Genomic DNA, 23561 nt, shown 5'->3' on the forward strand with positions numbered 1-23561 from the left:
TAATGCATCTGGATAAAGATCTCTCCACCTGGCAGACCTTCCGTCGACTCTGGCCAATGATTGTGCCATATAAGGCGGGATTGATTGTGGCTGCAGTCGCACTGATTCTTAATGCGGCTGGCGATACACTCATGCTGTCACTGCTGAAGCCTTTACTCGATGATGGTTTTGGTAAAGCGAACAACGCCGTACTGCTATGGATGCCGCTTGTCGTAATGGGTCTGATGCTCGTTCGCGGCGTTACCAGCTACGTTTCCAGTTACTGTATTTCCTGGGTGTCTGGCAATGTGGTCATGGGCATGCGCCGCCGCCTGTTCAGCCATATGATGGGCATGCCGGTCGCCTTTTTCGACCAGCAGTCTACCGGTACGCTGCTATCGCGCATCACCTATGATTCTGAACAGGTTGCCTCATCCTCTTCCGGTGCCCTGGTGACTGTGGTGCGTGAGGGTGCTTCGATTATCGGCCTGTTTATCTTGATGTTTTACTACAGCTGGCAGCTGTCGCTGATCCTGATCGTTCTGGCGCCGATCGTTTCATTTGCTATTCGTACGGTCTCAAAGCGTTTCCGCAATATCAGTAAAAATATGCAAAACACCATGGGCCAGGTGACGACCAGCGCTGAACAGATGTTGAAAGGGCATAAAGAAGTACTGATCTTTGGTGGTCAGGAGATCGAAAGCGAGCGCTTTAACCGTGTGAGTAATCGCATGCGTCAGCAGGGGATGAAACTGGTTTCAGCATCCTCTATTTCAGACCCGATTATTCAGATGATCGCCTCGCTGGCACTGGCCTTTGTGCTGTATGCCGCGAGCTTCCCGAGTGTGATGGAGACCCTGACGGCGGGTACGATCACCGTGGTGTTCTCGTCAATGATTGCCCTGATGCGTCCGCTGAAATCACTGACTAACGTCAATGCTCAGTTCCAGCGCGGTATGGCTGCCTGTCAGACGTTGTTCTCCATTCTCGATAGCGAACAGGAAGTGGATACCGGTAAGCGCATAGTTGAGCGGGCAAAGGGCGACATTGAGTTCCGTGAGGTAACATTTACCTATCCTGGTCGCGAAGTGCCTGCCCTGCGAAATATCAATCTGACGATCCCTGAGGGTAAGACGGTGGCTCTGGTCGGGCGCTCGGGTTCAGGTAAATCAACGCTGGCGAGCCTGCTGACCCGTTTCTATGATGTGCAGCAGGGGGCCGTCCTGATGGATGGACATGACCTGCGTGAATATACCCTTGCCTCACTGCGTAATCAGGTGGCGCTGGTATCGCAAAATGTGCATTTGTTCAATGACACCATTGCCAATAATATTGCCTATGCGCGCGAGGAACAGTACAGCCGCGAAGATATTGAGAAAGCGGCAACGATGGCCCATGCCATGGACTTTATCGGCAAGATGGAGAATGGCCTGGATACGATGATTGGTGAGAATGGTGTATTGCTCTCAGGGGGGCAGCGCCAGCGTATTGCCATTGCCCGTGCCCTGCTGCGTGACAGCCCGATTCTGATCCTGGATGAAGCCACCTCGGCTCTGGATACCGAATCTGAGCGTGCTATTCAGTCAGCCCTGGACGAACTGCAAAAGAACCGGACTTCGCTGGTGATTGCCCACCGTCTTTCCACGATTGAAAAAGCGGATGAGATTGTAGTGGTTGAAGATGGTCAAATCGTTGAGCGTGGCAGTCACGAGATGTTGCTGGCAGAACGTGGTGTTTACGCGCAGCTGCATAAGATGCAATTTGGCCAATGATTGAACGCATCTGGAGCGGCCGCTCTGCGCTTTATCTGTTGTTGTTGCCTTTCAGCCTGTTATACGGGCTGATTAGTAATGTGCTCCGTCTTAGCTATTGCTGGGGCTGGCGTAAAGCGTGGCGTGCACCCGTTCCGGTGGTGATCGTCGGTAATCTTACTGCCGGCGGGAATGGTAAAACGCCAGTGGTCATCTGGCTGGTACAGGCACTGCAACAGCGGGGTTTTCGCGTTGGGGTGGTGTCTCGTGGTTATGGTGGTAAAGCAGAAAGCTATCCGCTGGTGCTGGGCGAAGAGACGACTACCCGTGAAGCCGGTGATGAACCGGTTCTGATCTATCAGCGTACCGGGGCGGCGGTCGCGGTCGCACCCCAGCGCCGTCAGGCCGTAGAGGCGGTGGTGAGCGGTGGCGGGGTCGATGTGATTATCACTGATGATGGATTACAGCACTATGCTCTGGCGCGTGATGTTGAAATCGTCGTCGTTGATGGTGAACGTCGCTTTGGTAATGGCTGGTGGTTGCCCGCAGGTCCCATGCGGGAACGCGCTTCTCGCCTGAAAAGTGTGACTGCCGTCATCGCCAACGGTGGCCATGCACAGCCGGGTGAACTGTCGATGCAACTGGTGCCGGGCCAGGCGGTAAACCTGCTTTCAGGGGAACGTCGTCCGGCCGCACAACTGCAAAATGTGGTGGCAATGGCCGGTATTGGCCATCCGCCACGTTTTTACAACACGCTGCGTCAGCAGGGGGTTGTGATCCAAAAAGAGGTCTCTTTCGCTGACCATCAGAATTACACTGCCGCTACTCTGAATGCCCTGATAACGGAAGGACAGACACTGTTGATGACAGAGAAAGATGCGGTCAAAGCGCGCGCTTTTGCCACTGACAACTGGTGGTATTTACCGGTTGATGCCATGCTTCCCGATGAGCAGACCATCGTATTGCTGAACAAAATCAGTGCATTAATTCCACGTTAATTCAGTCCACAACTCTCCACATCGCGCTACACTAAAGCCATCTGAACTTTACGGATGGCATCATGACGGCGGTAACTCTTTCTCTTGTTCAGGCGCGCCAGCTTCAGCTGGCGGCTCAGGGCCTGCTGCGGCCACCTTCACATAAAGCCCGGTTTGACGATCTACTGTCGGCGGTACGCCGAATGTCACTGCTGCAAATCGATACCATCCATGTGGTGGCGCGTAGCCCTTACCTTGTGCTATTCAGCCGTCTCGGCGAGTATCCGCACATCTGGCTTGAGCAGGCGCTGGCACAGCGAAACCTGTTTGAATATTGGGCGCATGAAGCCTGCTTTATTCCCATTGAGGATTACCCTCTGCTGCGTCACCGCATGCTGAACCCCTCAGCATTAGGCTGGAAGTACAGCCAGACATGGATGGATGAGCATCAGCAGGATATCACCCATTTGCTGGCACATATCCGTGAAAATGGCGCGGTTCGTTCGGCGGATTTTACCGCTCCGGCAGGGCAGAAGCCTGGTTGGTGGGCGTGGAAACCTCATAAGCGCCACCTGGAAAATCTGTTCACCGCCGGTGAGTTGATGGTCAGTGAACGTCGTCAGTTTCAGCGCGTTTATGACCTGCGTGAGCGGATGATGCCAGATTGGGATGATGCACAGCATGCACTCACCGAAGCAGAAGCGGTACAGCGTATGCTGGATAACAGTGCGTGCAGTCTGGGGATCTTTCGTCTGGCCTGGCTGGCAGATTATTACCGTCTGAAACGGGCGCCAGTTATCCAGGCCATCGATCGCTGGCTGGAGCAGGAAACAGTACGTGAGGTACAGGTTGAAGATCTCGGCACGATGTATGTCCATCACAGTCTGTTTACACAACTGGCTCACCCGCAAGCCGCTACTCATACTGCTATTCTGTCGCCATTTGACCCACTGGTGTGGGATCGCAAACGCGCGCTTGAACTGTTTGATTTTGACTATCGCCTGGAATGTTACACCCCGGAGGAAAAACGGCAGTATGGATACTTTGTCCTGCCTGTTTTGCATCGAGGTGCGTTAAAAGCACGACTGGATGCCCGTATGCAGCGCAAAACAAAAGTGCTGGAGGTCAAACAATTATGGCTGGAGCGGCACACACGCGTCAGCCAGCAGTTCGTGGATGATGTGCAGCGTGCTCTGACGAAATTTGCACGCTGGCAGGGGGCGGAGATGATCGAGGTCAATAAACTCCCTGACGCAATGGGTTCCTGCTGGCCAACTCGCTGGGAAATATAATCCGGGGCATGTTTTTCGTGGTGAGCGGGTAACTGCACCAGTACAGCTATGGTATTCTTAGCCCATTGCAAAATTGGATTTATCGCGGAGGATTTATGGATCATCGTCTACTCGAAATCGTTGCTTGTCCGGTCTGTCATGGCAAGTTGTACTACAACAAAGAGCAGCAGGAACTCATCTGCAAACCAGATGGTCTGGCGTATCCGGTACGTGACGGTATTCCTGTGCTGCTGGAAGTTGAAGCACGCGCATTGACACTTGAAGAGAGCCATCCATGAGTTTTGTTGCCATTATTCCTGCCCGCTTTGCTTCCACCCGTTTGCCGGGTAAACCCCTGGTCGATATTCACGGCAAACCGATGGTGGTTCACGTGATGGAACGTGCACTGGAATCCGGTGCTGAACGGGTAATTGTAGCCACGGATAATCAGGATGTGGCACGCGCGGTTGAAGCTGCGGGTGGTGAAGTCTGTATGACCCGTCCTGACCATCAGTCCGGCACTGAACGCCTTGCCGAAGTAATTGATCACTACCAGTTCCCGGATGACACGGTGATTGTTAATGTTCAGGGTGATGAGCCCATGATCCCACCGGTTATTATTCGCCAGGTGGCGGATAATCTGGCCAGCAGCACTGCGGGTATGGCAACGCTGGCGGTGCCGATTGAATCAGCGGAAGAAGCCTTTAACCCGAATGCGGTGAAGGTGGTACGTGATGCCAACGGTTATGCGCTGTACTTCTCACGAGCCACTATCCCGTGGGATCGTGAGCGCTTTGCGGCTTCCCATGACACTATCGGTGACCACTTCCTGCGCCATATTGGTATCTACGGTTATCGTGCCGGATTTATCCGCCGTTATGTCCGATGGGAAGCCAGTCCGCTGGAGCAGATCGAGCTGCTGGAGCAGCTGCGAGTGCTTTGGTACGGCGAAAAAATCCATGTTGATGTGGCAAAAGCCATTCCCAGCGTGGGTGTTGATACGCCAGAGGATTTGCTACGCGTTCGCGCAGCCATGCAGTAAATCCGCGTCGGGGCCACAGTGCTGGCCCCGCACTTTATACGACGAATTTGATCCAGTTCGGAGCAAATCTCATCCATTCGCACCATCATAAGACCTCTTGCCTGATAAGGAGGGCAGATGGAACAACTGCGATCTGAACTGGCACTGGTACTGGGCGAACCCGTCAGCCGGGTGGAGTGTATCAGCCAGCAGCCTTACGCCAGTCTTTATACTCTTTACGATGACAGTGGTCATTCACTGCCGTTAGTGGCGAAATACTTCAATATGAAGGGCATTGCAGCCCAGGAAGCGCATAAGCTCTCAATGCTGATGCGTGAAGGGAAGGTGCGTGTGCCTGCCGTATATGGTTTGGTGATCAGCCAGCAGCCGCCCCTGCATGAAGTCTTACTGATAGAGCGTATTGGTGGCGTTTCCGTTGAGGCGCCCACGCGTACGCCCGAGCGCTGGCAGCAGCTGCAGGAACAGATTGTTGAAGGGATGCTCGGCTGGCATCGTATCGACAGTCATGGGCTGGTGGGAACGGTAGATAGCACCCAGCAGAACCGATGGCCCGCCTGGTATGCGCAGCGAGTGGAGGTGTTGTGGGCGACGCTCAACTACCTGCGACCGGCATTGCTGAGTATGGATGACCGACGTGTGCTTTATCGCAGCCGTCAGAGTCTGCACGCACTGTTTAAAGATTTTGACGATCCCTGTGTTCTGGTCCACGGCAACCTGGTGCTCAGCAGCATAATGAAAGAGGCCTGGGGGGATCAGTTACTGGCGATGATCAATCCCGGTACGATACTTTGGGCACCACGAGAATTCGAACTGTTCCCGCTATGCGCATCCGGCGCAGGCGACGGCATCGTCAGTGAATACTTGCGGCGAGCCCCCGTAGCGGAAGGGTTTGTTGCACGCCGTTGGTTCTATAGTCTTTGGGAGGAAATTGCGCGGCTCATTCACACCGCGCAGTTTGACCGTGCGCGTTTTACGGCAGCCGGCCAGTCACTCCTTCCCTGGCTCGACTGACGGTTTGGCGGCGGGTTTCAGCCATTGCCACAAACGCCCCAGGCTTTCGTAGATCGCGCGCTCGCTGTGGCCCAGCCAGAATGATGAAGGTAAAACCCGCTCCCAGAAGTTCAGTGGTGATGTGACTGCCAACTGGTTTGCAGGCGCAGGCCAGGGGGCCAGGCCCTGACGCTGGAAGAAGATCATGGCCCGCGGCAGATGGTTAGCGGAGGTCACCAGCGCAAATGGGCGCTGCCCGACAATATGGGAAACTTCCAGGGCTTCCTGCTCAGTGTCACTGGGTTTATCCAGCGTAATAATCGCACTTTGCGGTACGCCCAGTGATTGTGCCACGAGTGAGGCCACTGCTGCTGAACTCATCGGGTTGCCCTGCGCATGTCCGCCGGTCACAATCAGTTTTGCCCCTGGGTTCGCCTGTAAAATACGAATGCCCTCTGTGAGGCGTGGCAAGCTATTGTTGAGCATATTTGAGCTGGGTGCCCATTGCGGATTCCATGTGTAGCCACCGCCGAGAACTACAACATATTCCACCGGGTGCTGATTGTGCCAGGTGGGATAGTTATTCTCGATGGGGGCCAGCAGTCTGTCAGCAACAGGTTGCAGGCTGATCAGCAACAGAATAGCCCAGGCAAGGGAGATGAGTGTTTTGCCGCTTTTCTGCCAGCGGCTGAACCAGAGTAAGATAATCCCTAGTGCCATCACCAGCAGCAGCATTGGCAGTGGAAGCAGCAGGCCGCCAACAATTTTTTTCAGTGCAAAAAACATCAAAAAGGGTTCCTTTTGTCCGAAAAAACATCACACAATCACGAAGCGATGACTGAAAGGTTCATTATTTGCCAGTGTATGCCAAAATACCCCGCATCTTTCAAGCTACAGACGCGCTGACGCATTCCCTTCACTTCGCTGAATGACGTGAATGAGCACAGTGTAACGTCTGAACGCCGCTCGAAATAGCCGGTTAACCCCGTAGAATAAAGCCCTGAATGCCGGAGTCGTTGTATGCAGGATCGCAACTTTGATGATATCGCAGAAAAATTTTCTCAGAATATTTACGGTACCACCAAAGGCCGTATTCGCCAGGCCATTCTCTGGGAGGATCTTGATGCGTTGTTAACATCGTTCCCTGACGGTCCTTTATCGGTGCTGGATGCAGGGGGCGGAGAAGGGCAAACCGGCTGTGGCATTGCAGCCCGGGGTCATCAGGTGCTGCTTTGTGATGTCTCCGAAGAGATGTTGTCCCGTGCCCGCCGTCTCGCCGATGAAAAAGGTGTGAGCGGTAACATGCAATTCGAACAAATTAGCGCTCAGCAGGTCGGTCAACATTTGGATAAACCGGTTGATCTGGTATTGTTTCACGCGGTGCTGGAATGGGTGGCGGAACCTCAGCAGGTGCTGGCGGCGTTGTATGATGCACTGAAGCCTGGTGGTGTCCTGTCGCTCATGTTCTATAACCTCAATGGTTTGCTGATGCAGACGATGGTGCTCGGCAACTTCGGCTATTTACAAACGGGGTTGGCCAAACGTAAAAAGAAAACCTTGTCTCCGGACTACCCAAGGGATCCTGAACAGGTGTATGGCTGGCTACAAGAGTGTGGCTTTACGATTGAGCACAAAACCGGCATCCGCGTTTTTCACGACTACATGCGTGATAAAACCAAACAGATCGATCGTTTTGATGAGGTTCTGGCCCTGGAAAAGCAATACTGCCGCCAGGAGCCGTTTTTAAGTTTAGGGCGTTATATCCACGTTACAGCGCGGAAACCCATAAGGCAGACGAACTATGAGTGAATTTTCCCAGACTGTACCGGAGCTGGTAGCCTGGGCGCGAAAAAATGATTTTTCCGTCTCATTGCCAACCGAACGTCTGGCTTTTTTGCTGGCGATTGCCACCCTTAATGGGGAGCGCATGGATGGCGAAATGAGTGAAGGCGAACTGATTGATGCCTTCCGCCATGTCAGTGAAGGCTTCGAACAGACCAGCGAAACTGTCGTGGTACGTGCCAACAATGCCATTAACGATATGGTGCGCCAGCGCTTGCTCAATCGTTTTACCAGCGAACATGCAGAAGGTAATGCGATCTATCGTCTGACGCCGTTGGGCATCGGCATTACCGACTATTATATTCGCCAGCGTGAATTCTCCACCCTGCGTCTCTCTTTGCAGTTGTCGATCGTAGCGGGTGAGCTAAAACGTGCCGCCGATGCTGCTGATGAAGATGGCGACGAGTTTCACTGGCACCGCAACGTGTTCGCTCCGTTGAAATATTCGGTGGCAGAGATCTTCGACAGCATTGATATCACCCAGCGCATCATGGATGAACAACAACAGGGCGTTAAAGATGATATTGCTCAGTTACTCAACAAAGACTGGCGTGCGGCGATATCCAGCTGTGAACTGTTGCTGAACGAAACGTCCGGTACGCTGCGTGAACTTCAGGATACCCTGGAGGCTGCGGGCGATAAGCTACAGGCCAATCTGTTGCGCATCCAGGATGCCACGATGAATAGCCCCGATCTCGGCTTCGTCGACAAGCTGGTGTATGACCTGCAAAACAAGCTCGACCGCATTATCAGCTGGGGCCAGCAGGCGATTGACCTGTGGATCGGCTATGACCGCCACGTGCATAAATTTATCCGTACCGCGATTGATATGGATAAGAACCGCGTCTTTGCCCAACGTTTACGTCAGTCGGTACAGAATTACTTCGATCAGCCCTGGGCGCTGACCTATGCCAATGCTGACCGCCTGTACGATATGCGTGATGAAGAACTGACGCTGCGCAGTGAGGAAGTGACGGGTGAACTGCCTTCTGAACTGGAATACGAAGAGTTCAATGCTATCCGTGAACAGCTGGCGGCGATGATTGAAGAAGCACTGGCCATCTACAGGACACAGCAAAAGCCGCTGGATCTTGGGGCGGTGATTCGTGATTACCTGACACAATACCCGCGTGTACGTCACTTTGACGTGGCACGTATTGTCGTCGATCAGGCTGTACGCTTAGGCGTGGCCGAAGCAGATTTCTCTGGCCTGGCTGCAAAATGGCAGGCGATTAATGATTACGGAGCCAAGGTGCAGGCACATGTCATCGACAAATATTGAACAAGTGATGCCAGTTAAACTGGCGCAGGCACTGGCCAACCCGATTTTCCCGGCACTGGACAGCCAGTTACGCGCAGGGCGCCATATTGGTATTGAAGAGTTAGATCAACACGCCTTTCTGATGGACTACCAGGAATTTCTGGAAGAGTTCTATGCCCGTTACAACGTTGAACTGATCCGTGCGCCGGAAGGTTTTTTCTACCTGCGGCCACGTTCCACCACGCTGATCCCGCGTTCAGTGTTGTCCGAGCTGGATATGATGGTGGGTAAAATCTTATGTTATCTCTACCTCAGCCCGGAACGTCTGGCCAATGAAGGGATCTTTACCCAGCAAGAACTGCACGACGAGTTGATGTCGCTGGCCGATGAAAGCAAATTGCTGAAGCTGGTTAACCAGCGTTCTACCGGCTCAGACCTTGACCGCCAGAAACTTCAGGAGAAAATGCGCGCGTCGCTTAATCGCCTGCGTCGCCTGGGAATGGTGTGGTTTATGGGTAATGACAGCAGTAAATTCCGTATCACCGAATCCGTCTTCCGCTTTGGCGCCGATGTGCGCAGCGGTGACGATGCGCGTGAAGCGCAACTGCGGATGATCCGCGACGGTGAGGCGATGCAGCTTGACGGTGGCCTGGCGCTGAATGATGAAAGCGAAGACGGTGAAAGTGACACTGAAAACAGTGTGCCGGACAGCGCGGAGGAAGAATAAATGATTGAACGTGGAAAGTTTCGCTCGCTGACGCTCATTAACTGGAACGGTTTTTTTGCCCGTACTTTTGACCTCGACGAATTGGTGACAACGCTGTCAGGTGGGAACGGTGCAGGTAAGTCGACCACGATGGCGGCATTTGTTACTGCGCTCATCCCCGACCTGACACTGCTGCATTTCCGTAACACTACTGAAGCCGGGGCAACCTCAGGTTCCCGTGATAAAGGCCTGCACGGCAAACTGCGCCCAGGCGTTTGTTACGCTGTGCTCGATGTGGTGAACTCGCTGCATCAGCGCGTGCTTGTTGGGGTCCGACTGCAACAGGTTGCCGGCCGTGACCGTAAAGTGGATATCAAACCTTTTAGTATTCATGGCCTACCGACCTCCATTAACCCGACCGAAATTCTGACTGAGACGGTGAATGCCCGTCAGGCGCGTGTGGTGCCAATCAGTGAACTGAAAGAGCGGTTTGAAGCGATGGAGAGTGTGCAGTTTAAACAGTACAACTCCATTACGGATTACCATTCTGTGATGTTTGACCTCGGTATTGTGGCGCGTCGTTTACGCTCTGCCGCTGACCGTAGCAAGTATTACCGCCTGATTGAAGCCTCGCTGTACGGGGGGATCTCCAGTGCGATCACGCGTTCCCTGCGAGATTACCTGCTGCCTGAAAACAGCGGAGTACGTAAAGCGTTCCAGGACATGGAAGCCGCACTGCGTGAAAACCGCATGACGCTGGAAGCGATTCGCGTGACCCAGTCTGACCGCGATCTCTTTAAGCATCTGATCTCAGAAGCGACCAGCTACGTGGCGGCAGACTATATGCGTCATGCCAACGAGCGCCGTATCCATCTGGATGGTGCGATGCAGGTGCGTAATGATCTTTTCACCAGTCGTAAACAGTTATCCGCTGAGCAATATCGTCATATTGAGATGGCGCGGGAACTGAGTGAGCACAATGCCGCTGAAAGCGATCTGGAAACAGATTATCAGGGTGCCAGCGACCATCTCAATCTGGTTCAGACGGCACTGCGTCAGCAGGAAAAAATTGACCGCTACGATGCCGATCTCGAAGAGCTGACCTTCCGCCTCGAAGAGCAGAATGAGGTCGTCGCTGAAGCGCGTGAAGTGCATGAAGAAAATGAAGCGCGTAGCGAAAATGCTGAGCTGGAAGTGGATGAGCTGAAAAATCAGCTGGCTGATTACCAGCAGGCGCTGGATGTGCAGCAGACGCGCGCCATCCAGTATCAGCAGGCGTTGCAGGCACTTCAGCGTGCTCAGGAAATCTGCCAGATACGCGACCTCAGCGTGGATAACGCAGATGAATGGCAGGAAACCTTCCAGGCGAAAGAGCAGGAAGCGACCGACAAACTGCTGATGCTGGAACAAAAAATGAGTGTGGCGCAGGCCGCACACAGCCAGTTTGAGCAGGCGTTTGAACTGGTCAGTAAAATTGCCGGCCCGGTTAGCCGTAGCGAAGCCTGGCAGGTAGGGCGCGATCTGCTCCGTGATGCCAGCAACCAGCGTTATCATGCCGAACAACTACAGCCGCTGCGCAGCCGCCTGAGTGAACTGGCACAGCGTGTACGTGAACAGCAGGATGCCGAACGCCTGCTGAGTGACTTCTGCAAGCGACACGGTCAGCATGATGCCAGTGAGCTGGAGTCCTTACAGGCTGAACTGGAAGCACAGATTGAGCTGTTAAGCGAAAGCGTGGCGGACGCCGGTGAGCGCCGTATGACACTGCGCCAGGAGCTGGAGCAGCTCCGTGAACGCATTGCGCGTTTGACTAAACAAGCGCCGCAGTGGCTGGCCGCGCAGGAAATCCTCTCGCAGTTGAGTGAACAAACGGGCCAGGCGCTGGAAAACAGCCAGCAGGTCACCGAGTTTATGCAGCAACTGCTGGAGCGTGAGCGTGAAACCACGGTAGAACGTGATGAAGTCTCAGCCCGTAAGCGCGACATTGAGAAGCAGATTGAGCGTCTCAGCCAGCCGGGCGGGGCAGAAGACGCTCGCCTGAACAACCTCGCCGAACGTTTTGGTGGCGTGCTGCTGTCAGAAATTTATGATGATGTCACCATTGATGATGCGCCGTACTTCTCAGCATTGTATGGCCCGGCTCGTCATGCCATTGTGGTGCCTGACCTGTCACTGATCCGCGATCAGCTCGACGGTCTGGACGATTGCCCGGAAGATCTCTACCTGATCGAAGGGGATCCGCAGTCGTTTGATGACAGCGTATTTAATGTCGAAGAGCTGGAAAAAGCCGTCGTGGTGAAAGCGGGGGATCGCCAGTGGCGCTATTCTCGTTTCCCGAAAGTACCGCTGTTTGGTCGTGCTGCGCGTGAAAACCAGTTAGATGTGCTGCACGCTGAGCGCGAGGCGCTGGCCGAACGTTACGCTACGCTGTCATTTGATGTTCAGAAAACCCAGCGTCTGCATCAGTCCTTTAGCCGCTTTATCGGCAGCCACCTTGGCGTAGCGTTTGAGTCCGACCCTGAAGCAGAAATGCGCCTGCTCAATACCCGCCGTAACGAGGTGGAGCGTGCGCTGACGAATCATGAAAGCGAAAACCAGCAGCAGCGCCAGCAGTTCGAACAGGCGAAAGAGGGCGTTGCCCAGCTTAACCGTCTGTTGCCTCGCGTCAGCCTGCTGCTGGATGATACGTTACAGGATCGTCATGAAGAGATTCAGGAAAAGCTGGATGAAGCGCAGGAAGCCGCGCGCTTTGTGCAGCAGCACGGTGCTCAACTGACGAAGCTGGAACCCATTCTCTCTGTCCTGCAGAGCGATCCTGAGCAGCATGACCAGTTAAAACTGGACTACCAGCAGGCGCAGCAGCAGCAGCGCGATGCGCGTCAGCAAGCCTTTGCCCTGACCGAAGTGGTTCAGCGTCGTGCGCACTTTGGCTACATTGATTCTGCAGGTATGCTCAACGGCACCAGCGACCTCAATGAGAAGCTGCGCCAGCGCCTTGAACAGGCGGAAGGTGAACGTACCCGCGCCCGTGAGCAGCTACGTCAGCATCAAACCCAGTTAGCGCAATACTCCCAGGTTCTGGCCTCGCTGAAAAGCTCCTATGACGCGAAACGCGACATGTTGAAGGAGCTTCAGCAGGAGATGCTCGATATCGGCGTGCAGGCGGATGCCTCCGCTGAAGAGCGGGCGCGGCTGCGTCGTGACGAACTCTACAGTGCCCTGAGCAACAACCGACTGCGTCGTAATCAGCTGGAAAAACAGCTGACCTTCTGTGAAGCCGAAATCGATGCGTTGCAGAAAAAACTACGCCGTCTGGAGCGCGAGTACCAGATAGGCCGTGAGCAGGTTGTGAGTGCGAAGGCGGGCTGGGTTGCGGTACTGCGACTGGTGAAAGACAATGGCGTTGAGCGCCGTCTGCACCGTCGTGAGCTGGCGTATCTCGGCGGTGACGAGCTGCGCTCCATGTCGGATAAGGCGTTAGGTGCGCTGCGTCTGGCGGTAGCGGATAACGAACATCTGCGCGACGTGCTGCGTCTGTCGGAGGATCCGAAGCGGCCGGAGCGTAAAATTCAGTTCTTCATTGCGGTTTATCAGCATCTGCGTGAGCGTATCCGTCAGGATATCATTCGCACCGATGATCCGGTCGAAGCCATTGAGCAGATGGAAATTGAGCTGAATCGCCTGACGGAAGAGCTGACTGCCCGTGAGCAGATGCTGGCCATCAGCTCACGCAGCGTGTCGAACATTATTCGCAAAACGATTCAGCGCGAACAGAATCGTATTCGTCAGTTGAACCAGGGCTTGCAGGCCGTGAGTTTCGGGCAGGTGAAGAGTGTGCGTCTCAACGTTAACGTGCGGGAAGCTCACTCTACGCTGCTTGATGTGCTGTCTGAGCAGCATGAACAGCATCAGGATCTGTTTAAGAGCAATCGTCTGACCTTCTCCGAAGCACTGGCAAAACTCTACCAGCGCCTGAACCCACAAATCGATATGGGCCAGCGTACACCGCAGACCATTGGTGAGGAGCTGCTGGATTACCGCAACTATCTTGAGATGGAAGTGGAAGTTAACCGTGGCTCTGACGGCTGGTTGCGTGCAGAAAGTGGGGCGTTATCGACAGGGGAAGCGATTGGTACCGGTATGTCGATTCTGGTGATGGTGGTACAAAGCTGGGAGGAAGAGTCACGCCGTCTGCGCGGGAAAGATATCTCCCCTTGCCGTCTGCTGTTCCTTGATGAGGCCGCGCGTCTGGATGCAAAATCCATTGCCACCTTATTCGAGCTGTGTGACCGACTGGAGATGCAGCTGATTATCGCGGCACCGGAAAATATCAGCCCTGAAAAAGGCACCACTTACAAACTGGTTCGTAAGGTCTTCAATAATACTGAACATGTTCACGTTGTTGGGCTGCGTGGATTTGCTGCAGAACCGACGATAACGGCAAAAGATGTTGAGGCAGGAGCCTGATTCACGAAATCCTGTAAAAAATAATGGTACGCAGTGGTAAAATTTCTGTGTCCAGATTACTCTGCATAACGGCATTTGCAACGTAAGAGGCAAATGCCGTTTTCTGTTTCTATACTTATAACAACGACTAATTGCTGCGGGTTACTCATCCGGCAGTCTTAACAGGGAGCAAGGGATGTTGCTGCAGAAATCGTTTTCCACCCAGGTTGTTGCACTGGGTTGTAGTCTTTTGTGCTGGCTGGTGCCGGTGTCTTCTTCTGTGGCGGGAATTCCACCCGTCTCTGCTCCGATTGTGCAAAGTATCAGCGTCTCGCAGAGTGCATCGCATATCAGCGGCTTGTTCTCTCAGGGGATGGCGCCGTTCTATCTGAAAAACCTTGCACCGTTGTATGCCAGTCGTGGCATGCAGCCAATGTGGCAGGATGAGCAGGCGGTAAAACAGTTCCAGCAACAGCTGGCTGAGGTCGCGATTTCCGGTGTTCAGCCGCAGTTCTCCCACTGGGTAAAACAGCTGACGGATCCGAATATTACTGGCATGGCACGTGATGTGGTGTTGTCTGATGCCATGTTGGGTTATCTGCAGTTTACTTCTGGCGTTCCCAGCAAAGGGGAAACCTGGCTGTACAGCAATGTACCTTATAAGATGGAGGCCCCGTCTGTCGCGGTGATTAATCTGTGGCAAAACGCGGTAGTTCAGAATCGTCTCAATGGTTTTGTTCTCTCACTGGCCCCGCAGCATCCGCAGTATGTGCGTATGCATCAGGCATTAAAAACGCTGCTGGCAGAAAACCGTCCCTGGCCACAACTGGTTGATAAGCAGACCCTGCGTCCTGGCCAGATCAGCAATGATGTGCCTGTGCTGCGCGATATTCTTAAACGTACCGGCATGATGTCGGCAGACAGCGAGCCACCAAAACCCACGGAAGAAGTGGTGGGCCCTATTGATGCGCCGTTGGTGCATGATGATGATAATGCCCAGCCTGATGCCCCTGTGCAGGCGAACGTTGATAACAATGTCGTCGTCAGCCCGTCTGCAATGCCGTCAGAAAATAATCCTCAGACTGCCGTTCCTCAGAATGTCGGTAATGTGCAGGGAACTGCCGCACCTATCAATGCTGATAATGTTTATACTCCGGACCTGGTCGCCGCACTGAAACGCTTCCAGACCTGGCAGGGGTTAGAGGCCGATGGTGCGATAGGTGCTCGCACCCGCGAATGGTTAAATGTTTCCCCACAACGTCGTGCATCGCTGCTGGCATTGAATATCCAGCGTCTGCGACTGCTGCCGGATGATATGCATAACGGCATTATGGTGAACATTCCTAATTACTCACTGGCCTACTATGTCAACGGTAATGAAATTCTCTCTTCCCGAGTGATTGTCGGCCGCCCTGACCGTAAAACGCCGTTGATGCGCAGCGCGCTGAATAACGTTGTCCTCAACCCGCCGTGGAATGTGCCCACCACCTTAGTGCGCAAGGATATTGTGCCGAAGGTCAAACAGGACCCGATGTACCTGTATAAGCACAATTATACGTTACTGTCGGGTTGGAGCAGTGATGCTCAGGTGGTTGATCCTTCGATGATTGACTGGAGCATGGTTTCTGCCGCTTCGTTCCCGTACCGCATTCGTCAGGCACCGGGCCCGACGAATTCACTGGGGCGCTATAAATTCAACATGCCGAGTTCGGATGCGATCTACCTGCACGACACACCAAATCACGGTCTTTTCCAGAAAGATATTCGTGCTCTCAGTTCTGGCTGTGTACGTGTGAACCGGGCATCCGATCTGGCTAATTTGTTGCTGCAGGATGTGGGCTGGAACGACACGCGGATTTCCAGCACCTTGAAAGAGGGGGATACACGCTATGTGTCCATCCGTCATCGTATCCCGGTTAACCTCTATTATCTGACCGCCTGGGTGGCAGATGATGGCCAGCCGCAATTTCGTACAGATATTTACAATTATGACAATACGGCACGTTCTGGTGCGCAGGTGCTAACGCAGGCTGGTCAATTATTGCTCTAATGATTGATTAATCAGCAGTTCCCGTGCAGGGAATAGTTATGCTAAAAAGCCGGTGCAATGGGTGTGATGCCAATCTTTGCGCCGGTTTTACTTTTGTTGGGTTGACGTAGGTATTCTCCCCCGGTAAGGTTCAAAACGGTGTAATTAGTGCACTGTTCCGAATTCTTTAGCTGGGTAATACTGATTCATGGATAAATTCGACTCTCATCGCCGTAAGTGGCTGACGTTAGGCGGCGCGGCGCTCGGTGTGGCATTGCTCCCCGGGCAGGCCTTCGCCTCGCTTTCAACTTCCCGCCCGCGTGTATTAACGCTTAATAATCTCAATACCGGCGAAAACCTTAAAACGGAATTTTTTAACGGTAAAAGCTATGACAAGGATGAACTGGCACGACTGAATCATTTTTTCCGTGACTACCGGGCCAATAAAAGTAAAAGCATCGATCCCCATCTTTTTGACCAACTCTTCCGTCTGCAATCGCTGCTCGATAGTCGTAAACCGGTGCAGCTAATCTCTGGCTACCGTTCTCTCGGCACCAATAACTCATTACGGTCGCATACCCGTGGTGTAGCGAAACATAGCTACCACACGCTGGGGCAGGCGATGGATTTCCACATTGAAGGAATTTCGTTAAGCAATATACGCAAAGCCGCACTTTCGCTGCGGGCGGGTGGTGTAGGATACTACCCAAGTAGTAACTTTGTGCATATTGATACCGGGCCGGTTCGGAACTGGTAAAACGAAATTCCGGCACCCTGTGGTGACCGGTAACGGAGAGTTATGGACTATCATATTATCCCGGTCACTGCGTTCTCGCAGAATTGTTCGGTGATCTGGTGTACGGAATCAAATGAAGCTGCGCTGGTGGATCCGGGTGGCGACGCAGAGACAATTAAACGTGAAGTGGCTGCGCTGGGTGTTAACCTGACCCAATTACTGCTGACGCACGGTCACCTTGACCATGTCGGTGCCGCTGCTGAACTGGCCGCACATTATTCTCTACCGATTGTAGGGCCACATAAAGCCGATAAATTCTGGCTTGATAGCCTGCCGACACAAAGCCAGATGTTTGGTTTTGCCGAATGTCCTCCCCTGGTCCCCGATCGCTGGCTGGAAGAGGGTGAGACTGTGCAGGTAGGGCAGACCTCTCTGGAAGTGCTGCTTTGCCCGGGGCATACGCCGGGACACATTGTGTTCTTTGACCGTGCAGGGCGCCTGCTGGTCTCTGGCGATGTGATTTTCAGTGGCGGGGTAGGACGATCTGATTTCCCCCAGGGCAGCCACAGCGACCTGATAGCCTCTATTCATAACAAACTGTTGCCACTGGGGGATGACGTCACCTTCATTCCAGGCCACGGACCGATATCGACGCTGGGGCGTGAACGAATCAGTAACCCGTTCCTGCAATAAACGCATCTCGGCATTGGTGCCATAAAAAAGCCTGCTTAAGCAGGCTTTTTTGATCGCGATAAAGCTCAGCGGTGGGGCAACGAAAGACCCACCGGCTAAATTACAAAACCGCGACGATGGCTTCACACAGTGGAGACATATTGTCAGGTGTCATCCCCGCCACGTTCACACGGCCTGAATTTACCGCGTAGACGCCAAACTCATCTCGCAGGCGCACAACCTGATCTTTCGTCAGGCCGCTGAATGAAAACATCCCATTCTGATCGATGATAAAGCTGAAATCGCCTTTCGCGCCTTTCTCTTGCAGGGTATTCACAAACAGCTGACGCATACGCTGAATACGCTCGCGCATGCTGGTCAGCTCCTGCTCCCACAAGGCACGCAGCGCGCTGTTGCCGAGAATGGTGGCGACGACGGCTGCACCGTGTGCGGGTGGGTTGGAGTAGTTGGCACGAATGGTGGCTTTCACCTGACTGAAGGCCGTATCCACGATGGCTGCATCAGCAGCGACCAGCGTGAAAGCACCGACGCGCTCATTGTAGAGGCCGAAGTTTTTAGAGTACGAGCTGCATACAATGAGTTCCTGATGGCTGGCAGCAAACGCACGCAGGCCTTCGGCATCTTCTTCCAGACCACGGGCAAAGCCCTGATAGGCAAAGTCGAACAGTGGCAACCAGCCTTTCGCCAGTGACAGTTCAGCCAGCTGGGCCCACTGAGTGGCCGTTGGGTCAATGCCGGTTGGGTTGTGGCAGCAGCCATGGAACAGCACGATATCACCCGCCTGCGCGGCGTTCAGGCTGTTTAGCAAGCCGTCAAAGTCCAGCGCATGCTGTGCAGCATCGTAGTAGTTGTATTCACACACTTCCAGGCCGGCAGCGGCAAAGACATTTTTGTGGTTTGGCCAGCTTGGGTTGCTCACCCAGATGCGTTTAGCGCTGGTCTGGGTGGCGATGAAATCGGCTGCTATGCGCAGTGCGCCAGTGCCGCCAGGGGTCTGTGCGGTACGTGCACGATGGTTGCTGATAAGGGCGCTGTCTGCTCCGAACAACAGCTCCTGGGTGCAGCGGCCAAAATCGGCGATACCATCAATGCTGAGATAGTTTTTGGTGGTTTCGTTTTCCAGCAGATACTGTTCAGCTTTTTTCACGCTGGTCAGTACCGGCGTTTTGCCGGTTTCATCTTTATACACGCCAATACCGAGGTTGATCTTATTTGTGCGGTCATCAGCGCGGAACAGATCGGCTAAACCAAGAATAGGGTCGGCGGGTGCAGCTGCAATACGTTCAAACATAGTCGAAGTCCGTTAGCTTAGTCTAAAGCGAAGTGAGGACTCAGGTTACCGCCACAAGTGGAAAATTACCAACCGTTTGCATCAAAAAAACAGCAGAAAGCGAGCGGGGAAGGGAGAAAAACAAAAAAGGGGCCGAAGCCCCTTTTTGATGCACTTTTAATCGCGACCGAAGTCGCAATTAAATGGCAATTAGAACTGGTAAACCAGGCCCAATGCAACGGTATCGCCTGAACCTATGCCCAGTTTGTTGTCATCACTGATCTGGTTGATGATGTAGTCAACATAGGTGGACATGTTTTTATTGAAGTAGTAAGTCGCGCCTACTTCGATGTATTTGGTCAGGTCAACATCGCCCACGCCTTCAATATCTTTAGCTTTAGTCTGTACATAGGCGATGGATGGACGCAGGCCAAAGTCAAACTGGTACTGCGCAACAACGTTGAAGTTCTGAGTTTTGTTAGCAAAGCCGTTGATTCCCGTGGTGGTCACGCCAGCTGCATTGGTGATGCTGGCGTCATTGATACGAGTCTCGTTACGACCTTCAGCGTATGATGCTGCCAGGTAAACGTTGTTTGCATCATATTTCAGCGCAGTGCCCCAGAATTCAGCACGGTCACCACGGCCCAGTGTTGTTGCACCGGTGGTCTGGTCATTGAGGTTCTGGGCATTGGTACGGTCTTGAGAGCTGTATGCGCCGGTGATACCTACACCAATTGGTGAAGTGTAAGTGGTAGAGAAGCCGTAGCCGTCACCGTTAGAACGGGTAATGTCGTCACGTTCGTTTTTGCCCTGGTACTGTACAGCGAAGTCCCAGCCGTCAACCAGACCAAAGAAGTTAGTGTTACGGTAGGTAGCCACACCGGTAGTACGGCTGGTCATGGTGTCAGACTGACCGAAGTCACCGCCAAATTCTGGCAGCACGTCAGTCCAAGCCAGAGCGTCATAACCTACTGCATAATTGCGACCATAGTCGAATGAACCCGCATCTGCAAATTTCAGACCGGCGAAGCCCAGACGGGTTTTGTTACCGCTCTGTGCATCGCTGCCTTCAGAGTTATTTGCCTGAACGTTATATTCCCACTGGCCGTAACCGGTCAGCTGGTCGTTAATCTGGGTTTCACCTTTAAAGCCGAAGCGCACATAAGACTGATCACCATCTGAAGCAAAACCGTCGTCATCAGAGAAATAATGCAGACCAACAGCTTTACCGTACAGGTCCAGTTTGTTGCCATCTTTGTTATAGATTTCTGCTGCGTTAGCGGCACCAGCAGCCAACAGTGCTGGGATCACTACTGCAAGAATGTTGCGCTTCATCATTTTGTTATTACCCTCATTGGAGTTATTTGGACACCTGCCACTGCCGTCAATAATTCTTTACAGAACCAAGATGAGAGTTTGGTGTCTTCCTGTGTCTGCACGCATCTTTCCATTCGCAGCCTGGTTAATCTAGCCCGAAAATGCTACTAATCTCTTATTCTGGTAACAAAGAGAAAATATGTATTACAAAATGTAAAATTTACGGAACTTTGTGAACCAACTCTAAATTTACAAAAATAAAAAAAGGTCAGCGAGGCTGACCTTAGTATATATATGAATTTCTTATATTTAATGCAGAAATCAGAACGTCGCGTTGCGTGGAGTACGTGGGAAGGCGATAACATCCCTTACATTTTGTACACCGGTGACATAGGCGATTAATCGTTCGAAACCTAATCCGAAACCTGAATGTGGGACCGTACCGTAACGACGCAGGTCGCGGTACCACCAGTAATCTTCTTTATTCAGGCCCATTTCGGCCAGACGCGCATCCAGCACATCCAGACGCTCTTCACGCTGAGAACCCCCGATGATTTCACCAATTCCTGGTGCCAGAACATCCATCGCGGCAACGGTTTTGCCATCGTCGTTCAAACGCATATAGAAAGCTTTGATATCTTTCGGGTAGTTCTTCACCACCACCGGTGCTTTAAAGTGTTTCTCTGCCAGATAACGTTCGTGCTCAGAGGAGAGATCAATACCCCAGGAGACGGCGTTTTCAAACGTCTGACCTGACGCCAGCAGGATCTCGACAGCTTCGGTGTAATCCACCTGCGCGAAATCGGTAGTCACAAAACGCTCGAGGCGCGAAATGGCATCTTTGTCTACGCGCTCGGCGAAGAAGGCCATATCATCAGCGCGCTCTTCAAGTACCGCTTTAAACGCGTACTTCAGCATGGCTTCTGCCAGGGCAGCGTTATCTTCCAGGTTGGCGAAGGCCATTTCCGGCTCCAGCATCCAGAATTCCGCCAGGTGACGGCTGGTGTGGGAGTTTTCCGCACGGAAGGTTGGGCCAAAGGTGTAGATTTTGGAAATCGCGCTGGCATAGGTCTCGCCATTAAGCTGACCTGATACGGTCAGAAACGCTTCTTTGCCGAAGAAATCTTCGTCGTAATTAACTTTACCTTCCGGCGTGCGCGGCAGATTTTCCAGATCGAGCGTCGATACACGGAACATTTCACCCGCGCCTTCGGTATCGGACGCGGTAATCAGCGGCGTGGACACCCAGAAGAAGCCCTGCTCATCGAAGAAACGGTGCAGTGCCTGTGCCAGCGTATGGCGCACACGGGCGACGGCGCCAATCAGATTGGTACGCGGGCGCAAGTGGGCCACTTCACGCAGATATTCAATGCTGTGGCGCTTAGCGGCCATTGGGTAAGTATCCGGGTCATCAACCCAGCCGATGACTTCCACGTGGGTGGCCTGAATTTCAAAACTCTGACCTTCACCCGGAGATTCAACCACTTTGCCGGTAATAACCACCGAACAGCCGGTAGTCAGGCGCAATACTTCTTCCTGATAATTATTCAGAGAATTATTAACGACAGCCTGAACGGGATTAAAGCAGGAACCGTCATAAACGGCGATAAAGGAAATACCGGCTTTTGAATCTCTTCGTGTACGCACCCAACCACGTACGGTGACTTCGCTGTCAACCGCGACCCGGCCGTGCAGTACATCCGCTACAGGCACAACGCTCATATAAGTCTCTCACTATTAATCTGAATGAATTACCCCGAATTTAGGGTCTTGCTATGTTACTTGCCGGGCGATGATAAACAAGCGAAATTCCGGCAATAAAGGCAGATTTCTTTAGAAGAAGAGGGAATCTGGGGGCGACACGTGTGCCGACCCCTGAGGTATTCCTATAAATTAAGACAGGCATAAAGCGGAGTGGCCGACCTTCTGTTTCGGTCGGCCAGTGATGCTAGCTGGCTTTTTTGACCAGCGGCAGGTCGAAGGCTTTGCGCAGGGCGCGAACAAAGGCTTTATCCTGGCAAATGGTTTTACCCGGACTGTCCGACAGTTTAGCAACGGGTTTGCCGTTACACTCCACCAGCTTAATCACGATATTAAGCGGTTTAACCTGAGGAATATCGCAGGTCAGGCGGGTACCAATGCCGAAAATAACATTAATACGCTGACCGAAATGGCGGTAAAGCTCCACCGCTTTTTCCAGATCGAGGTTATCAGAAAATACCAGCGTTTTACTTAGCGGGTCGATACCCAGCTGTTGATAATGTGCGATGGCTTTTTCACCCCATTCCAGCGGATCGCCAGAGTCGTGGCGCAGTCCTTGATAAGCGCTGGCAAACTCAAGGCCGAAATCACGCAGGAAGGCATCCATAGTAATACAGTCTGTCAGGGCAATACCTAACTGGTCCGGGTACTCTTCAAGCCAGGATTGCAGTGCGGCGCGCTGGCAGTTAGCCAGCACCGGGCTAAGCTGCTGGTGGGCCTGGAACCACTCGTGAGCCTGGGTGCCCACCGGCATGATATCCAGCTGACGTGCCATCTCGTAATTACTGGAGCCAACCAGCCACGGGAAATCCTGTTTCAGCGTACTGACGATCGCCAGCTGAACATCGTGTGAGAAACGGCGACGCGTGCCGAAATCCATCAAACGAAAACGCGACATATCGAGATCGGCGGTCAGCGCTTTAAACTGTGCCAGTTTACTCTTCAACTGACTCACAGCCATTTCCGGCGTGACCTGCGGTGAACGATGGCGATGCACCACTTCGCTGATCAGCGCCAGCAGCGGTACTTCCCACATGATCACTTCACGCCACGGCCCGCTGATGCGGATATCAAGTTTTCCCTGGTGATTGCGCACGCGAACCTGAGCGGGGTCATAGCGGTAACTGCGCAGCCAGTTGAGGTAATCCGGGGTGAAAAAAGGCAGGCCAGAGAGATAAGTGAATTCATCTTCGGTCAGCGTTAATGCGGACATGGTTTCGATTTGTTGCTGTATTTCATCAACATAAATACCCAGCATGTCGTCACCCCGGCAGCGAAACTCGGCGGCCACAGTCACATCGTAATAACGATGGAATACCGCCTGCTGCATATGGAGTTTGTAGGCATCGGTATCGAGCAGCGTAGTCAAAATCGGGGAAGCGTGTCGTGTCATGGTGCGTTTCAGCATCCTCTGGCGAAGAGCGTTATCCCTGGTTCAAATGAAGAAAAAGTCGCAGGAGTATAACCCGAATAGATATTTAGTGAACCCA

General features: G+C 53.1%; 18 protein-coding genes. 13 read left to right on the forward strand and 5 right to left on the reverse strand.

The features are described from left to right. Positions 1-2 precede the first annotated feature (2 nt). The 6 genes from msbA (at position 3) to HHI26_RS16420 (ending at position 6031) form a co-directional block, all read left to right on the forward strand. A complete protein-coding gene (gene msbA, locus HHI26_RS16395) occupies positions 3-1751 on the forward strand; it encodes a lipid A ABC transporter ATP-binding protein/permease MsbA (protein ID WP_167864859.1) in 1749 nt (582 codons plus the stop codon). After that, positions 1748-2728 (forward strand): tetraacyldisaccharide 4'-kinase, encoded by a 981-nt coding sequence (lpxK, locus tag HHI26_RS16400; RefSeq protein WP_171149378.1) that lies wholly within the window; start codon positions 1748-1750, stop codon positions 2726-2728. Before msbA ends, lpxK begins: the two co-directional genes overlap by 4 nt. A 62-nt stretch (positions 2729-2790) precedes the next feature. After that, positions 2791-3999, forward strand: coding sequence for a crosslink repair DNA glycosylase YcaQ family protein (locus HHI26_RS16405; RefSeq protein WP_133841030.1), 1209 nt, complete (start codon positions 2791-2793; stop codon positions 3997-3999). A gap of 95 nt (positions 4000-4094) precedes the next feature. After that, entirely contained in the window at positions 4095-4277 is a 183-nt protein-coding gene (locus tag HHI26_RS16410) for a Trm112 family protein (protein ID WP_023654621.1), read from the forward strand. Continuing rightward, the gene (gene kdsB, locus HHI26_RS16415; RefSeq protein WP_133841029.1) at positions 4274-5020 is read left to right on the forward strand and encodes a 3-deoxy-manno-octulosonate cytidylyltransferase; all 747 of its coding nucleotides are present in this window, start codon (positions 4274-4276) and stop codon (positions 5018-5020) included. The genes HHI26_RS16410 and kdsB overlap by 4 nt, the downstream gene beginning before the upstream one ends. A gap of 117 nt (positions 5021-5137) precedes the next feature. Beyond that, positions 5138-6031, forward strand: a complete 894-nt coding sequence (locus HHI26_RS16420; RefSeq protein WP_133841028.1) for a YcbJ family phosphotransferase — start codon at positions 5138-5140, stop codon at positions 6029-6031. Here HHI26_RS16420 and elyC read toward each other — a convergent pair. After that, positions 6008-6796, reverse strand: a complete 789-nt coding sequence (elyC, locus tag HHI26_RS16425) for an envelope biogenesis factor ElyC (RefSeq protein ID WP_171149437.1) — start codon at positions 6794-6796, stop codon at positions 6008-6010. The genes HHI26_RS16420 and elyC overlap by 24 nt on opposite strands. A gap of 234 nt (positions 6797-7030) precedes the next feature. Here elyC and cmoM point away from each other — a divergent pair, with 234 nt between their 5' ends. The 7 genes from cmoM (at position 7031) to HHI26_RS16460 (ending at position 17723) form a co-directional block, all read left to right on the forward strand. Further along, complete coding sequence (gene cmoM / locus HHI26_RS16430) at positions 7031-7819, forward strand: tRNA uridine 5-oxyacetic acid(34) methyltransferase CmoM (protein WP_133841027.1); 789 nt, start codon at positions 7031-7033, stop codon at positions 7817-7819. After that, positions 7812-9134, forward strand: a complete 1323-nt coding sequence (gene mukF / locus HHI26_RS16435) for a chromosome partition protein MukF (protein ID WP_133841026.1) — start codon at positions 7812-7814, stop codon at positions 9132-9134. Before cmoM ends, mukF begins: the two co-directional genes overlap by 8 nt. Continuing rightward, positions 9115-9840, forward strand: a complete 726-nt coding sequence (gene mukE, locus HHI26_RS16440) for a chromosome partition protein MukE (RefSeq protein WP_133841025.1) — start codon at positions 9115-9117, stop codon at positions 9838-9840. Before mukF ends, mukE begins: the two co-directional genes overlap by 20 nt. Beyond that, positions 9841-14286: a chromosome partition protein MukB gene (mukB, locus tag HHI26_RS16445; RefSeq protein WP_159337128.1), complete on the forward strand. Its 4446-nt coding sequence runs from the start codon at positions 9841-9843 to the stop codon at positions 14284-14286. 175 nt (positions 14287-14461) lie between these two features. Continuing rightward, complete coding sequence (gene ldtD, locus HHI26_RS16450) at positions 14462-16315, forward strand: L,D-transpeptidase (protein WP_133841023.1); 1854 nt, start codon at positions 14462-14464, stop codon at positions 16313-16315. Positions 16316-16502: 187 nt separating this feature from the next. After that, positions 16503-17051: a YcbK family protein gene (locus HHI26_RS16455; protein WP_133841022.1), complete on the forward strand. Its 549-nt coding sequence runs from the start codon at positions 16503-16505 to the stop codon at positions 17049-17051. Between the two features lie 42 nt (positions 17052-17093). Further along, positions 17094-17723, forward strand: coding sequence for an MBL fold metallo-hydrolase (locus tag HHI26_RS16460; protein ID WP_167864855.1), 630 nt, complete (start codon positions 17094-17096; stop codon positions 17721-17723). 100 nt (positions 17724-17823) lie between these two features. On the opposite strand, the gene HHI26_RS16465 is transcribed toward HHI26_RS16460, so the two are convergent. The 4 genes from HHI26_RS16465 to pncB all read right to left on the reverse strand — a co-directional run bounded on the left by HHI26_RS16465 (position 17824) and on the right by pncB (position 23464). After that, complete coding sequence (locus HHI26_RS16465) at positions 17824-19014, reverse strand: amino acid aminotransferase (RefSeq protein ID WP_171149379.1); 1191 nt, start codon at positions 19012-19014, stop codon at positions 17824-17826. Between the two features lie 189 nt (positions 19015-19203). Then, entirely contained in the window at positions 19204-20331 is a 1128-nt protein-coding gene (gene ompF / locus HHI26_RS16470) for a porin OmpF (RefSeq protein WP_277395229.1), read from the reverse strand. Between the two features lie 300 nt (positions 20332-20631). Continuing rightward, positions 20632-22032, reverse strand: a complete 1401-nt coding sequence (gene asnS / locus HHI26_RS16475; protein ID WP_133841019.1) for an asparagine--tRNA ligase — start codon at positions 22030-22032, stop codon at positions 20632-20634. 226 nt (positions 22033-22258) lie between these two features. Then, positions 22259-23464, reverse strand: a complete 1206-nt coding sequence (gene pncB, locus HHI26_RS16480; RefSeq protein ID WP_159337126.1) for a nicotinate phosphoribosyltransferase — start codon at positions 23462-23464, stop codon at positions 22259-22261. Positions 23465-23561: the final 97 nt, after the last annotated feature.

The organism is Erwinia sp. JH02 (assembly GCF_013074405.1).
Taxonomy (GTDB): Bacteria; Pseudomonadota; Gammaproteobacteria; order Enterobacterales; family Enterobacteriaceae; genus Erwinia; species Erwinia rhapontici.

Excerpts from the sequence above, each read along its gene's own strand:
- HHI26_RS16460 (WP_167864855.1), top strand. The coding sequence starts at position 17,094 with ATGGACTATCATATTATCCCGGTCACTGCGTTCTCGCAGAATTGTTCG.
- asnS (WP_133841019.1), bottom strand. The coding sequence starts at position 22,032 with ATGAGCGTTGTGCCTGTAGCGGATGTACTGCACGGCCGGGTCGCGGTT.
- pncB (WP_159337126.1), bottom strand. The coding sequence starts at position 23,464 with ATGACACGACACGCTTCCCCGATTTTGACTACGCTGCTCGATACCGAT.
- elyC (WP_171149437.1), bottom strand. The coding sequence starts at position 6,796 with ATGTTTTTTGCACTGAAAAAAATTGTTGGCGGCCTGCTGCTTCCACTG.
- lpxK (WP_171149378.1), top strand. The coding sequence starts at position 1,748 with ATGATTGAACGCATCTGGAGCGGCCGCTCTGCGCTTTATCTGTTGTTG.
- mukE (WP_133841025.1), top strand. The coding sequence starts at position 9,115 with ATGTCATCGACAAATATTGAACAAGTGATGCCAGTTAAACTGGCGCAG.
- HHI26_RS16465 (WP_171149379.1), bottom strand. The coding sequence starts at position 19,014 with ATGTTTGAACGTATTGCAGCTGCACCCGCCGACCCTATTCTTGGTTTA.
- HHI26_RS16405 (WP_133841030.1), top strand. The coding sequence starts at position 2,791 with ATGACGGCGGTAACTCTTTCTCTTGTTCAGGCGCGCCAGCTTCAGCTG.
- HHI26_RS16455 (WP_133841022.1), top strand. The coding sequence starts at position 16,503 with ATGGATAAATTCGACTCTCATCGCCGTAAGTGGCTGACGTTAGGCGGC.
- mukF (WP_133841026.1), top strand. The coding sequence starts at position 7,812 with ATGAGTGAATTTTCCCAGACTGTACCGGAGCTGGTAGCCTGGGCGCGA.
- msbA (WP_167864859.1), top strand. The coding sequence starts at position 3 with ATGCATCTGGATAAAGATCTCTCCACCTGGCAGACCTTCCGTCGACTC.
- ldtD (WP_133841023.1), top strand. The coding sequence starts at position 14,462 with ATGTTGCTGCAGAAATCGTTTTCCACCCAGGTTGTTGCACTGGGTTGT.
- cmoM (WP_133841027.1), top strand. The coding sequence starts at position 7,031 with ATGCAGGATCGCAACTTTGATGATATCGCAGAAAAATTTTCTCAGAAT.
- HHI26_RS16420 (WP_133841028.1), top strand. The coding sequence starts at position 5,138 with ATGGAACAACTGCGATCTGAACTGGCACTGGTACTGGGCGAACCCGTC.
- mukB (WP_159337128.1), top strand. The coding sequence starts at position 9,841 with ATGATTGAACGTGGAAAGTTTCGCTCGCTGACGCTCATTAACTGGAAC.
- HHI26_RS16410 (WP_023654621.1), top strand. The coding sequence starts at position 4,095 with ATGGATCATCGTCTACTCGAAATCGTTGCTTGTCCGGTCTGTCATGGC.
- ompF (WP_277395229.1), bottom strand. The coding sequence starts at position 20,331 with ATGATGAAGCGCAACATTCTTGCAGTAGTGATCCCAGCACTGTTGGCT.
- kdsB (WP_133841029.1), top strand. The coding sequence starts at position 4,274 with ATGAGTTTTGTTGCCATTATTCCTGCCCGCTTTGCTTCCACCCGTTTG.